Annotated in this window: 10 protein-coding genes; 9 read left to right on the top strand and 1 reads right to left on the bottom strand. The window is 69.1% G+C overall.

Annotated elements, in window-relative coordinates:
• The first annotated feature begins 128 nt into the window (after positions 1–128).
• The 9 genes from ACN469_RS42585 (at position 129) to ACN469_RS42625 (ending at position 11,814) form a co-directional block, all read left to right on the top strand.
• Entirely contained in the window at positions 129–1,478 is a 1,350-nt protein-coding gene (locus tag ACN469_RS42585) for a methyltransferase domain-containing protein (RefSeq protein WP_498777988.1), read from the top strand.
• A gap of 46 nt (positions 1,479–1,524) precedes the next feature.
• Complete coding sequence (locus ACN469_RS42590; RefSeq protein WP_498777990.1) at positions 1,525–3,225, top strand: hypothetical protein; 1,701 nt, start codon at positions 1,525–1,527, stop codon at positions 3,223–3,225.
• A gap of 255 nt (positions 3,226–3,480) precedes the next feature.
• The gene (locus ACN469_RS42595; protein ID WP_498777992.1) at positions 3,481–4,206 is read left to right on the top strand and encodes a hypothetical protein; all 726 of its coding nucleotides are present in this window, start codon (positions 3,481–3,483) and stop codon (positions 4,204–4,206) included.
• Positions 4,207–4,244: 38 nt separating this feature from the next.
• On the top strand, positions 4,245–8,678 hold the full coding sequence (locus tag ACN469_RS42600) for a pilus assembly protein (protein WP_498777994.1): 4,434 nt from the start codon (positions 4,245–4,247) through the stop codon (positions 8,676–8,678).
• A gap of 8 nt (positions 8,679–8,686) precedes the next feature.
• Positions 8,687–9,199 carry a type IV pilus modification PilV family protein gene (locus ACN469_RS42605; protein ID WP_498777996.1) on the top strand — a complete coding sequence of 171 codons (513 nt, stop codon included), beginning with the start codon at positions 8,687–8,689 and terminating at the stop codon, positions 9,197–9,199.
• Complete coding sequence (locus tag ACN469_RS42610) at positions 9,196–10,413, top strand: prepilin-type N-terminal cleavage/methylation domain-containing protein (RefSeq protein WP_498777998.1); 1,218 nt, start codon at positions 9,196–9,198, stop codon at positions 10,411–10,413. Before ACN469_RS42605 ends, ACN469_RS42610 begins: the two co-directional genes overlap by 4 nt.
• Before the next feature lies 1 nt (position 10,414).
• Complete coding sequence (locus ACN469_RS42615; RefSeq protein WP_498778000.1) at positions 10,415–11,047, top strand: prepilin-type N-terminal cleavage/methylation domain-containing protein; 633 nt, start codon at positions 10,415–10,417, stop codon at positions 11,045–11,047.
• Between the two features lie 48 nt (positions 11,048–11,095).
• On the top strand, positions 11,096–11,419 hold the full coding sequence (locus ACN469_RS42620) for a c-type cytochrome (RefSeq protein WP_498778001.1): 324 nt from the start codon (positions 11,096–11,098) through the stop codon (positions 11,417–11,419).
• A gap of 68 nt (positions 11,420–11,487) precedes the next feature.
• Positions 11,488–11,814 carry a hypothetical protein gene (locus ACN469_RS42625; RefSeq protein WP_498778003.1) on the top strand — a complete coding sequence of 109 codons (327 nt, stop codon included), beginning with the start codon at positions 11,488–11,490 and terminating at the stop codon, positions 11,812–11,814.
• 19 nt (positions 11,815–11,833) lie between these two features.
• Here the strand turns inward: ACN469_RS42625 and ACN469_RS42630 are convergent, their stop codons facing one another.
• Positions 11,834–13,306 (bottom strand): PAS domain-containing sensor histidine kinase, encoded by a 1,473-nt coding sequence (locus ACN469_RS42630; protein WP_498778004.1) that lies wholly within the window; start codon positions 13,304–13,306, stop codon positions 11,834–11,836.
• Between the last annotated feature and the right edge of the window lie 54 nt (positions 13,307–13,360).

Below are 13,360 nucleotides of genomic sequence, written 5' to 3' on the forward strand. Positions count from 1 at the left end.
CAGTCATCGAGCGTGCCGTGTCCGCCCCGGGTTGTCCATCGTTCCGCCGTCGCCTGGAAGCCCTCCTGTCCACCCTTCTTCCAGGGCGGAACGCGCGCATCCCAACGGCCTGTGCTAGTGAGCGCGGCGTGAGCTTTCCGCATTCCGTTATCATCCCCTTCGACTCCTCCACCGTGGATGCCGCCGCCCACTTCGCCCGCGCGCTCGCCGGTCGCGCCGAAGTGGTGCTCGCCGGGGACGGCCAGCCGGACGTCGCGTCGAGGCCCGGTCTGCATGTGCTCAGCGTCCAGGGAGGCAAGGGCGCGGCCATCCGCGCGGCCCTGTCCCGCGTGACGAGCGCGGTGACGGTGCTCCAGGACCCGGATGCGGCCTACGCGCCGGACGCCTACGAGTCGCTGATGGGCCCGCTCCAGGCGGACACCGCGGACGCCGTCTTCGGCCGCCGGGGCTCGCCAGGCCTGACGCCGGAGCTGTGGGCCGAGCGCGCCCTGGGTCAGGTCACCCGCTTCGTCACGGACGTGGCGGTGAACGACCCGCTCAGCGGAGTGCGCGCGTTCCGCACGGAGGCCCTGCGCTCCGTCACCCTCACCAGCGACGACGACGCGGTGGACGCGGAGCTGGTCGTGAAGCTGGCCGCGCAGCTCTACCGCCTCACCGAGGTCGCCCTGCCGCCGATGCAGGCCGTGCCCCGCCGCCCGCGCGCCGCGCGCCTGTCACAGCTGCGCACGCTGATGCGCTACGCCACCGTGCGCGACGACGCCGACAACCAACACGAGGGCTACACCACGCTGGAGCGCATGGACGGCGCCACCCACTACAACCAGTGGCTGGGCCGCCGCTTCCGCGCGCACCTGGGCCGCCGCGTGCTGGAGATTGGCGCCGGCATCGGCACGATTACCCGCGAGCTGGAGTCCGGCGCGGAGCTGCTCATCGCGTTGGAGGTCGACGGCTTCTACGTCGACCGCCTGAAGAACCTCTTCCGAGGCCGCCCCCACGTCCGCCCCTATCTGTCCGACGTGGCCCTGGCGGACTGGGAGTCGCTCAAGAAGGAGAACCTGGACACCATCGTCCTCTCCAACGTGCTGGAGCACATCCCCGACGATGGCTCCGCGGTGCGCCGCTTCCGACAAATCCTGGCGCCCAGGGGGCGGGTGCTCATCCTCGTCCCCGCGCTCGAGCAACTGTTCGGCAGCATCGACGAGGCCGTGGGCCACCACCGCCGCTACACCCCCGCCAGCCTGCGCGCCGTGCTGGAGGACAATGGCTTCGTGGTGGAGAAGCTGGAGTGGATGAACCTGGTGGGCATGCCCGGCTGGTTCGTCAACAGCCGGCTCCTGCGCCGCCGCTCCGTGCCGAAGCTCCAGCTCAAGCTCTACGACACGCTGGCCCCGCTGTTCGCCCGCGCCGAGGCGAGCGTGAAGCTGCCAGTGGGCATGAGCCTCTTCGCCGTGGCCCGCGTCACCGGAGGCGAGGCATGAGCCGCCTCTCGACGACGACGCGCTCCCCCCCGAGGAGCGCCGCACCGTGAGCGTGGCGCCAGGACCCGCTTCGGAGTCACAGCCCGCTTCGGAGTCCTCGGCCCCCGCTCCCTCCGGGACACCGCTGGTGGCCGCGCGTGGCGCGCCTCGCGCGGTCTGGGTCGCCCTGGCGGCGCTGTATGTGTTGTTGTTTCCGTACCACCCCAGGCTGCGCTCGCCCAACGAACTATGTCGGCTCTGGCAGAGCATCGCGCTGGTGGACCACGGCACGCTGGACATCAACCAGGTGCTGCGCGCCCGGGGCTACGTGGGTGACCTGTCCGTGAAGGACGGGAAGTACTACCCCAGCAAGGCGCCGCTGCTCTCCTTCGCCGCCGCGCCGGTGTACGCCGTGCTGCGCGCCGCCTCGGGTCCGGAGCCGGTGCCCGAGGTCCCCCTCGTCTTCTTCTCGCGCCTGTGGCTCACCGTGCTGCCCACGCTGGGCCTGCTGTGGCTGGTGCGGCGCTACCTGCGCGCCTACCTGTCGGCGCCCGTCGCGGATGCGCTCACCGTGACGTACGGCCTGGGCTCGCTGGCGTTCAGCTACTCACTGTTGTTCATGAGCCACCAGACGACGGCGGTGCTGCTCTTCGCCGGCTTCTTCGCGCTGTGGCGCTGCGCGCGCGGGGAGTGGCGCGAGCGGGGCTATGTGCTCGCGGGTGCGTGCGCGGGTGCCACCGTGGCGGCGGAGTACACCGGCGCGCTGGGCATGCTCGGGCTGGTGCTGTACGCCACGCTCACCTTCCTCTTCCGCGACGCCCCGGCCCGTGAGCGCTGGAAGGGCCTGGGCCGCGCCGCCGGGCTCGCCACGCTGGGCGCGCTGCCCTTCGTGCTGGCGCTGATGGCGTACCACCAGGCCACCTTCGGCCACCCGCTGACGAGCGGGTACAAGTACCTCAACGACTCCGGCTACCAGCCGTGGCACCTGGGCGGGTTCCTGGGCATCCGCACGCCGGACCCGCGCGCCTTCACCCTGTCGCTCGTCTCGCCGCTGCGCGGGCTGTTCACCCTCGCGCCGTTCCTGCTGCTGGCTGTTCCCGGCCTGACACGGCTGCGCTTCCGGCGCGGCGCGGACGTCTCCGCCGAGCAACGTGCCCTGGCGTGGATGACGGCGGCGCTCGTCGCCGGCTACCTCTACTTCACGTCCTCCTTCTCCTATGACTCCTGGGGTTGGACGACGGGCCCTCGTCACCTCACCGGGCTGGTGCCCTTCCTCCTGCTGCCCGCGGGCCTGTGGCTGGAGCGGCTGCGCACGGGTGGACGCACGTGGGCGCTGGGTATCGCGGCCATGCTGTGCGGGGCGGGCATCCTCACCACGGGGCTGGCCACCTTCGTCAATTACATCCCAGATGATGTGTCGAACGTCCTGGGAGGTCTGACATTGCCCTTGCTGAGCGCGGGCTTCTACCCACCCTCCGTGCTCTCATTCCTGGGCGTCCCCCAGCCAATCGCTGGCATCCTGTTCCTGGGCGCCCTCGGGGGTGTCACATTCTGGGTCCTCGGCGCGCTGGCGACGTCACCGGAACGACGCGCGCCCACCCTGGCGGCGCTCGGCTCCGGACTGGCGACCCTGCTGCTCCTGGCCGCCCTGCACCACGCCTCCACTCGGGACGACGACGCGGACCACAAGGCCACCCACTTCCTGAAATCCGTGTGGCTCGCACCTCCCAACGGGCCAGTGTCATTCTGGCCCCACCAGGGTCACTAGCGCTTCGGGCTTTTCACGCTTCGTCCCGTTTTCAGCGAATCACAGATGTACAGATAGACCCGACGTGGGTGAAAAACGCCCTCGCAACTTTTGCGATGTCCGCAAAGGATTGTCAGCCCAGGCGCGTCAGCATTCACCCCAAGTCAAAGACAAGCGGCCGAGAACACTGGTATGGAGCGGTCCGGAAACCGGGCCCACGGCTTGCTCATGAGCCTCCCGGCATTCGTTCCGCCGCGCGTTGGCAAGGAGCCGTTGGTGCGTCCCCCGTCAGTCGTCCCGATGTCGCGAAACCACCGCCATGCCTCCCGGGGCATGGCGCTGTTGATGGCCCTGGGAATCATCGCCTTCATCAGCGCAGCCGTCGTCGTCTCCCTGCGCAAGGTGGCGGCGGAGAGCGCGCTGCAGGCCCAGGAGCGCCGCAACCGCGAGGCCCACTTCGCCGCCGAGGCGGGACTGGCCGAGGCGCGGGTGGTGGTGCGACTGCTGCTCGGCCTCGGCGGCGGCGTCCTCAAATTCGACCCCGTCATGGAGCGGTTGGGCAATGCCTACAACGGCACGGCATTCGACGGCTTCGTCCAGGGTGAACCTGGCCTGCCCAGCAACGCCGCCTTCCCCTGGTACGAGGTCATTGGCTGGACGCCCTACTCGCTCGCGGCCGCGTCCTCCGGGGGGGCCATCGATTCGGACGTCGCCACCGCCAACCAGGAGATGAACGGCCCGGACGGGCCCATCTTCGACTACCCCACCCAGGAGCGGCTCTTCTACCGGGTCTTCCTGGTCGACGACAACGACGACACCCCTCTCCGCAGAGCCGACTCCAACAACCGCGTCTGGCTGGTGTCCGTGGGTGAGGTCCGGGGACGTGACAACACCCAACCCCAGCGCGTCATCATCCGGGCCCTCATCACCAGTGGCCTGGGCGCCGGCGGCGGTTGCAGCCCCGAGGACGCCAACGGCTCCGCCAACAACGGCGAATGCTAGCCCCTTCCCTTCTTCAGCTCACACCCCAGGACCTCGCCATGCTGCGCTTTTGCAGACCCTTGATCGCCGCGCTGGCTTTCGCCATCCCGCTGGCAGCGCTCGCCCAGGACGGCGGGACCGTCTCCTACAATCCCTGTATCGACACCACCGGTGCCGACAAACAGCCCCCCTTCGCGGTGGATGCCGGCGTCTCCAGCGCCATCATCCTGACGCCTGACGGGAAGCTGCGACTCAACACCAACCGCAGCGTGCTGGACCCGGAGCGAATCATCCTCCCGTTCGACCAGGAACTGGAGGCGCTCATCGTCCACGACCAGGCCGGTGGCGGTGCCTCCAACACCCTGGGCTGGTTCTATTACGACGACCTCGTGACGGGTAAGTACATCGACGTCAAGGACGTCGATAACCCCAACGACGACGTCCTGCTCGACAATGACAACAACGGCGTGCCGGACTTCCACGAGGACCTCTACAACCTCAACCCCGACCGGTACATCGGCCCGGGCCCCCGGTGTGGCGCCAATGCGAAGACCTTCCTGCACACGCGGCCCGACAACACCGTCGTGAGGCTTCGCGAGCCGGACCTGCTCACCGGCCCCTGCAACGCCGCCAGCAGCTACGACGCCACCAGTGGTCCCCGTCGCTGGCCTGACGAATATGGCCCCCTGCCGTCAGGGGCCGTGGTGGGCCGGAGGGTGAGGGACCACGCCACCGGAATGCTGGACAGAGACAGCGACATGCTGGCCGGCACGCCCGCGGCCACCCTGGTCGACAGTCTCTTCAGCGACCGGGGTCTGTTCCCGCACATCCCCAACCTGCTCGAGCCGCGCGCGTCGGAGAACGAAAACCGGGGCATCGGCAAGCTCATCTATCTGGCCACGGACGATGACGACAACCACTGCCCCGATAGCGCTGGAGCGGGCGCGTCACCCACCTCGGAGTGCTTCCAGCCGCGCATGGCCTACAGTGAGGTCAACGGCGTGAGGACACCGGTGGGCACCGTCTGGGACAAGTCCACGGGCAACGGCAACGACGGCCTGCCGGACTACAAGGCCAGCGCCTTCGACAACCAGGGCCTGCTCATCCCCGGGAAGAACCCACAGGCCGCGCCCAACGAGGAGGACCGCCGGCAGAGGATGGGCCGCATCGTGGGCGGGCGGGAGATCGTCTTCTTCCTCGTCACGTACGTGGAGCAGATCTACGGCAACGCCACGGACACCTGCTTCATGACGCGGACGGTGACTCTCCCCGACAACTCCACGCGACTCCAGTGCAACCTCTGGGGCCACGGCGACATCAACGTCTTCTTCACCAAGACGCTGCTCAACCTGGACCTGCACCAGACCGACGGTAACGTCGTCACGACCAAGGAGCTGCAGAACGAATGGCTGGAAGCCGGCGCGTATACGCGGCTGCGCACCGCCACGTATGGAGACGTCCGGTTCAACAGGCCCCAGACCCAGACCGTCTACTCCTACTTCCAGCGCGCCGCCCACACGCTGGTGGGCGCCCCGGTCGACAACCCTCGCGTCTGGATTCTGGGGTGGGAGGACCAGAACTCGGGCGGTAACCGTACCTACGACGACACCGTCATCCTCATCAACAAGCAGAACAACGGCACGTTCAAGTCAGACATCGTGTCCAGCATCTCGCTCGACGTGGCGCAGGACTACACCATCACCTCCGTCGAGATGCGCATCGAGGACACGCCGTACCACAACGTCAATGGCCAGCAGAGCGACTGCAGCCCCAACATCAACCTGCCCAAGCCCGACGGCAGCGGGACCTATCAGCCCCGGCCCCAAATCACCTATCAGGTGTCGCTGGACTGCAAGGTGTGCGTGGACCGTTGTGAGACCACCAACCCCGACTTCCAGCCCAATCCCTCTCCAGCCTGGGTGACGGTGCCCTTCTCGGACGCGCGGGTCCCCTCGGGCTCGCGGGATGAAACCCGGACGGTGAATGACTTCCTGGAGCGTGGCTACACCGGCTCGCAGCTGTGCTGGCGCGCCATCTTCGAAAGCCCCGGTGAGTCCTGCCAACCGACCATCGCCAACGTCAACATCTCCTACAAGGCGCAGAAGGCGGGCCAGTACGGCCGCGCCTCCGTGCTGCCCGTGGCGAACACCATCATCTTCGGCCTGTCGGAGACCCCTGGGCGCACCTGGTACAAGCCCGACCCGTGGTACGAGTCCTCGCCGTCCCCCGCGAACCGGCTCTATCCGTCCTACCGCGTCTATGACGAGCGCCTGGATGTCTCCGAGCGCGGCCACGTCTACCTGCGCCGCCTCTATGAGCCGGACGACCCGTCCACCCCGAACGACGCGGCGGACAACTGGGACCAGTGGAACGCGGGCGACCAGCTCAACGACTTCATCCGGTCGACCAACCCCAAGGAGCGCAAGCTCTTCACCACACAGCCTGGCGGCTCGTCGCGCGTCACGCTGGAGAGCCTGTCCGACGAGGGCACCAACACCAGCCCGCTGTTTCCCACCCCAGCGGGCTCCGTCACAGACGAGACGAAGAACTTCTGCGTCGACGCGCTCGCAGGCCGCTATGACCTGAACCGGGATGGCGCCTGCAACCAGTTTGACCGCAACACCCTGCGCAACTGGGTCTACGGGTGGGAGGACAACAAGCTCAACAACCCGGCGGCGGGGAGCGGGACGCGGCGCACCTGGCCCATGGGCGGCATCAACCTGTCGACGGCGGCCATTGTCGGGCCGGCCAGCGAGCCCACGTGGGTCAAGCGCGCGACGACCAACGAGCAGCAGGCCTTCCGCGGCAATGCCTTCATCGGGAACAACACCCTGAAGAATCGGGACGCGGTCGCCTTCATCGGCAGCACCACGGGCTACCTGCACGCGCTGTCTCTCGGAGAGCTGCGCTCGGGGGATGACACGTGCACCGGCTTCAAGGACTTCCGAGGCTACTTCGCCCACGCAGCGGGCTGCTCGTCGGCGCGAAAGTACGGCACGGGGGAGGAGCTGTATGCGTACCTGCCCGGCAAGCTCCTGCGCTTCTTCGCGGAGAACTACGTGCGTGGACAGGACAAGACGAAGCGCGCCACGGTGGACGCCTCTCCGGCGGTGGCGGCGGTGGACCTGCGTTCGGACGCCGAATACACGGCCGACAAGGGCCACAACCCCTCGGTGGGCGACATGTGGCAACTGAGCACCTCGCCTTCGCTGCGCACGGACGCCAAGACGGTGCTCGTCAGCCCCACCGGCCCCCGGCAGAGTGTCTTCTTCGCACTGGACGTCACCCGGCCCGCGGCGACGGATGCCGGCTATCCTGGCGTCCTCTGGGAGTTGGATGTGCAGCGAGACCGCTTCAGTACGAGTTCTGGCTTGCCCTGCTCCACTCCAGCCAACTGCCTGACGTTGGAGGAGCTCTTCAGGGACTATTCGCCAGACCGCACCTTGCGGCCGGACACCGGCGGCTCGCGCCACAACCCCCTCCTGGTGCGCATGGACTTCGGAACCAAGGGCGGCAAGAAATGGGTGGCGGCCTTCGCGAGCGATTACACGCCCAGGAGCCATGAGGGCCAGGCCGCGCGCGCCACGCTGTACCTGGTCGACGTGAAGACGGGGCTGCCCATCCAGGTGAACCAGACCGGTGGGACCACGCAGAAGAAGAGGCTCGCGGGGGTCGTCGTCATGGGCGACGCGGGCGAGGGCATCGGCAGCCCTCCCGTGGCCATCGACGCCGACAACGACAGCAATTACGACGTCGTCTATGTGGCCACCACGAAGGGCCGCGTCTTCCGTATCAACCTCCGGGACGTGGACGCGTCACGCGAGCTGGGCAAGGCCGTCAGCGCGTGTGTCATCGCGGACGCCCGCAATGACCTCGACCCGGCCACCGGCTCCAAGGTGCGCAACGCCAACATGCAGAGCATCTACTCCAACATCGCCGTGACGCAGGAGCGCACCGGCACGGGCACGTCCGTGCGCATCTTCGTGGGCACGGGCAACAACCCGGAGGACGACAACGAGGTGGCGGACCGGGACCCGCGTCCCCGCTACCACGTGATGGCCTTCAACGACCCGACTCCGCTGAGCGCCAACTGCGCGGGCCGCAGCGTCGCGTGGGTGCAGGAGCTGGGCGAACGGCAGGTGGTGTGGGGCGGCGTCACGGTGGACGACGAAGGCACCGTGCACACCGCCACCGCGGTGGGTACGTCCGCCAACCTGTGCAGCCTCGACGCGAACGAGAGCGGCCGCATGTACGCCTTCAACGCGGCCCAGGGCACGCCCACGGCGGACAATGACAAGACGCTGGAGGGCCATGGCCTCACTCAGCCGGTGGCCTTCGACAAGCGCGTCTTCTTCCAGGGCACCAACGGCATCACCAGCACCGGCGCCGGCAAGCAGTTCAACAACGAGACAGGCAATGGCACCGGCAGCACGTCCCGGACCATCATCTGGGACGTGAGGCCGGGCGGAAACATCCAGGGGCTCATCCCATGAGGACCTTCATGCCCACTTCCCGGCGCGCGCGCCGGGGCGTCACCTTGCTGGAGTCCATGGCCACCATGACGGTGGTGGTGTTCGGCATCCTCGGGGTGGCGCTCGCGGTGCTCGCCTCCTCCAAGCAGAACCGCCGCAACCTCATCCAGGCCCAGGCGGGGCTCATCGCGGAGCAGGAACTGGAGCGCATCACCGCCATGACGTGCGCGACTCCCGCCCCGGGCCGGCCCTGCGCCAACATCGAGGCGCTGGACCGCTCGATACGCTCGGTGTGGTGGAGCTCCAATGGGACGCCTCGGGACACCGTTCCCGGAGCGGGCGACCCCGTTCGCCTCAAGTACGACGTCGCCGTGGACGTGGACCCGCCCATGGAGGGCGACGAGCGAGGCTCACCGCAGCTCAACCGCACCATCGCGACACAAGCGCTGATCAACGTCGTCAACGTGCGCGTCACGGTGAGCTGGAGGGACCCGGACGCGGGCCGCCGCGCCGTGGCCCTGCAGACGCGGATGTCACCATGAACCGACTTCATCCCCCCCGAGGCTTCAGCCTCATCGAGATGATGATCGCCAGCACCATCGCGCTGGTGGTCATCGCCGGCGCGGTCTCCGCGGGCACCTACCTCCAGCAGCGCGGCCTGCTCGAGGAGCGCACCATGGAGACCCAGAACGCGGGGCGCGCGGCACGCGACTTGTTCACCCCCGCCCTCCAGCGCGCGGGCGAGGGGTTCGGCAGCTCGCCCCTGTTCCTGGGCGGCTCGAACGCCGAGGTGCGGTACGCCGTCTGGGCGAACACCAACGCGGGGCCCTCCCCTGGCTTCGCGCAGCCCACCGGTGTCTACGCAAGCCTGAGCTCCGACGTGCTGGAGATCTACGAAGCGGATGCCACGCGCGCGCTGCGGATGCATGGGTGCCCGGGTCCCGGCTTCGACTCCCGCCTCGGCGGCGTCGGCCCCCTCTGCCTCGAACAGCCGGCACCGCCCAACACCGCCGCGGGCATCCCCGCGGGGGCCCCCATCGTCCTGACCAACCCGAGCGTACGCGGCGCCTGCGTGGGCGTGGCCCAGGCCTCGCGCAATAACGAGCCCACCGCCAACGCCAGCAAGAACCTGGGCTGGATACCGGGCGCATCCGGCGCCACCGCGTTCAGCGCCACCAGTCTCTGCACGGGCACCGGCGCAGACGCCTCGAAGATGTGGACCGCCAACAACAACGACGCTGACGCGCTCCTGCTGCCCCTGTCGTCACGCACCTTCCGCGTCAACTGGGTCAGCGGCAAACCCATCCTCGAGATGGACCCGGACGGCGCACTGGGCGCGCAGGGGTTCCAGCAGCTCTCGGAGGAAATCGAGCGGATGCGCGTCCGCCTGGGAGTCGCCACCCTGGACAACCCGAACGCCCCCCTCGTCTACTTCCCCGACCCGGCGGTGCTCCCTCCGAGGCCCGCGGTGGACCAGTGCACCAACGCCCTCTGCTGGGCCCTCATCCCGGGAATCACGGGCGCGGCGGGGGCCAACGACGTCGGCCCGGGCAGCGCGCGCGACGAGCTGATGCGGCGGGTCCGCGTGGTGGAGGTGCTCATCACCGCGCGCTCGAGCAGGCCGGACCGTCAGGCCCTGAAGCTCCTGGGAGCCAACCCGCCACCCGACGACGAGGGCAATCCCCAGGATGGCTACAAGCGGCGGCATTTCATCATTCGCGTCACGCCGCGAAACTTCGGGTACGCGGGGGGCTGAGATGCGGAACACACGACACGGAATGACACTGCTGGAGCTGATGGTGGCGCTCGCCATCCTCGGGATCCTCACCAGCCTGGCGACGACGGGCTTCCAGGCGCTGACACGCAACCAGCGCGCGAGCGCCGCCACGCGCACCATCCTCATCGCCGCCCAGGAGGCGCGGCAGCAGGCCCGGACCTCCCGGCAGGCCGTGCGCCTGGCGCGGACCACCACCTTCGCCAATGGCGTGAGCGTCCCGGCCTTGCGCTGGGAGAAACCGGACTGCGCCGTGGGAGACACCTGGGGCAGCCAGTGTCCCCGCACCGAGTGCATCGCCGCCGCCTGCGGCACGAGCGGCTGCACGTGCGCCCAGGTCGGCGACCCCATTCCCCTGCCGCCCGAGCTGGATGTCTCCAGCCTCCACGGCGTGTGCTGGCTGGGGGAGTCCGGCCGGCCCGTCTCCGGGACGCCCACGGTCATGTGTGACGCCGCTCGCCCGGCGCCCGTGGCGGGCGCGCTGCGCATCTTGCGCACGCGCACCGGGGAGCAGGCCGCGGTGCCGGACCGGGTGCTCAACGTGGACGCGCTCACCGGCAACGTCACCATGACGGACTGCGAGCTGGCGCCCACGGCCACCGGCTGCACTCCCTGAGCACGACATTCCATGCCACAGTTGCCTCCTCCCAAGGAGGCAGTGACGATGATGAAGCGGTTCGCCCTGGTGATGAGCCTCTGCCTGGCCCCGAGCGCCTACGCGGCGGATGACGTCGTGGACGTGTGGAAGGCCAAGTGCAAGTCCTGTCACGGCGATGACGGCAAGGCGCAGACCAAGATGGGTCAGAAGGAATCCATCGTCGACATGAGCCAGGTCGCCTGGCAGGCGGCCGAGTCCGACGCGGACATCCGCCAGGCGATCGCCGACGGCTCCACTCGCAACACGAAGATGAAGGCCTTCAAGGACAAGCTCTCCGCCGCGCAGATTGACGCGCTGGTGGGATACATCCGCACCATGAAGGCGAAGTAGGGCCCGGGAGGCGCGCTGAATATCCCCGGGAGGGGCCGCGTCAGCCGAACAGAGAAACGGAGCCGCCCATGAAGACCCTCTCCACCGCCCTCGTGTTCTGCCTGGCCATGGCTGGCCTGTTCTCCTCCGTTCGCGCGGACGCGTTGACGACTCCGCGCATCGAGCCGGGCGTGTCCCGGCCGGTGCCCCTGTCCCTGCGTCCGGATGACGGCAAGGGTGGCGGGGACGGGGATGACAAGGGCGACGACAAGGGCGGCGACGACGAGGAGGACGAGGAGGACTACCGCTCCCGTTACGCCGGCATCTCCGGAGCCGCGGCGCTGGAGCTGGTGGACCCCGGCGCCCTCAATGCCTTGATTCGCCTGCGCGCGGCGGCCCGGTACGGCCGCTACTGAGTCGGCAGGCGACGGATGCTCAGGCCCAGCGCGTCTGGGCCTCGTCCTGGGACTGGACCACGCGGGGCAAGGTCACCGAGAAGCACGTCCCCGCCTCCAGCGAGGACGCGACATCCACCCACCCTCCGTGGGCGGTGACGATTTGCGAGACGATGTAGAGCCCCAGGCCCAGGCCGTGACGGTGCGGCCGGGGCATGCCCGGCTCGGGCGTCGCGCGGTGGAAGGGCGCGAACAGGCGCGGGCGCAGCGAGTCCGGAATCGGCGGCCCCACGTTGTGCACCTCCACGCGCTGGAAGAGCGGGTCGCTCGCCGCCAGTCGCACACGCACCGACGAGCCGTTCGGACTGTGCTGCAGGGCGTTGCCCACCAGATTGGAGAGCACCTGTCCCAACCGCTCCTCGTCCCAGACCCCGCGTGACTCGCCGTCCACCTCCAGGTCCACCCGCTGCTGCGGATGGGCCGGCTCCAGCTCGGAGATGATGCGACGACACACCGACTCCATGCACACCTCGCGCGGGCGCAACGGAATGCCTCCCGCCATGCGCGCGCGGGTGAAATCCAGCAGTTGTTTCACCAGCCGCGCCATGCGCTCGGCGCTCCCGTCGATGCGCTGCGCCACGCGCCGCACCTCCGGCGTCAGCGTGGCCTGGGCCAGCAGGGCCGCGGCCGACAAGCGCACCGCCGCCAGCGGGTTGCCCAAGTCGTGCCCCAGCACACCGATGAAGCGCTCCTGGAAGCGCGCCTCCTCGTCCCGCTCCAGCTCCTGGCGGCGCCGCGCGGTGACATCCCGGCTGATGCCGAACAGGCCGTAGACGGTGCCATCACCCCGACGCAGCACGCCCTTGGTCGTCTGCCAGATGCGGTCGCTGCCCGGCCCGCCCTCGGAGTCCTCATAGGTGGCCGTGACACCGGACTCCATCACCGCCCGGTCATGCGCCAGCGTGGGCCCCGCGACGTCCGCGCCCAGCAGCTCCAGGTCCGTGCGCCCGAGGAGGTCCTGCGGCGCCCGGTTGAAGGCCCGCGCGGTGGCGGGGTTGATGAGCACGTAGCGCGCATCCACGTCCTTCACGTAGATGGCGTCGGTGGCGCTCTCGATGACGGCGTGCAGGAGGTCATGGTCCCTGCGCAGCGTCTCCTCGGCGGCCATCCGCTCCGTCAAATCCTCCAGGAAGACGACGGCGCCGTCCTCCCACGGGGAGACGCGCGCCAGCAGCCAGACGGGCCCCACCGACGACTGTCGGGCCATCCGCACCACCTCGGGCTCGCGGCGCACTGCTACCCGGACACACGCCGCGAACAGGCCACATTCGCCCACCCACGGCGCCTCCTCGAGCAGTCTCTGGCGCACGAGCGAGCGCTCTTCGCGCCCCAGCCAGCGCTCCGCGTGCGCATTCGCGGAGACACACTCGAAGTCCAGGATGCCGTGCCCAGCGGAGCGGACGCTGCGCAGCACCATCACTGCTTCGGAGGGGGGTGCGCCCGCCCCGCTCATCACCCTGTGTATCCAACGGCCGGATTGCATGGCTGGCGTGTGGCACCCCCCAGC

The sequence above is a fragment of the Corallococcus terminator genome (genome assembly GCF_049194865.1).
Lineage (GTDB): Bacteria > Myxococcota > Myxococcia > Myxococcales > Myxococcaceae > Myxococcus > Myxococcus terminator_A.

Excerpts from the sequence above, each read along its gene's own strand:
- ACN469_RS42600 (WP_498777994.1), top strand. The coding sequence starts at position 4,245 with ATGCTGCGCTTTTGCAGACCCTTGATCGCCGCGCTGGCTTTCGCCATC.
- ACN469_RS42615 (WP_498778000.1), top strand. The coding sequence starts at position 10,415 with ATGCGGAACACACGACACGGAATGACACTGCTGGAGCTGATGGTGGCG.
- ACN469_RS42605 (WP_498777996.1), top strand. The coding sequence starts at position 8,687 with ATGCCCACTTCCCGGCGCGCGCGCCGGGGCGTCACCTTGCTGGAGTCC.
- ACN469_RS42610 (WP_498777998.1), top strand. The coding sequence starts at position 9,196 with ATGAACCGACTTCATCCCCCCCGAGGCTTCAGCCTCATCGAGATGATG.
- ACN469_RS42625 (WP_498778003.1), top strand. The coding sequence starts at position 11,488 with ATGAAGACCCTCTCCACCGCCCTCGTGTTCTGCCTGGCCATGGCTGGC.
- ACN469_RS42630 (WP_498778004.1), bottom strand. The coding sequence starts at position 13,306 with ATGAGCGGGGCGGGCGCACCCCCCTCCGAAGCAGTGATGGTGCTGCGC.
- ACN469_RS42620 (WP_498778001.1), top strand. The coding sequence starts at position 11,096 with ATGATGAAGCGGTTCGCCCTGGTGATGAGCCTCTGCCTGGCCCCGAGC.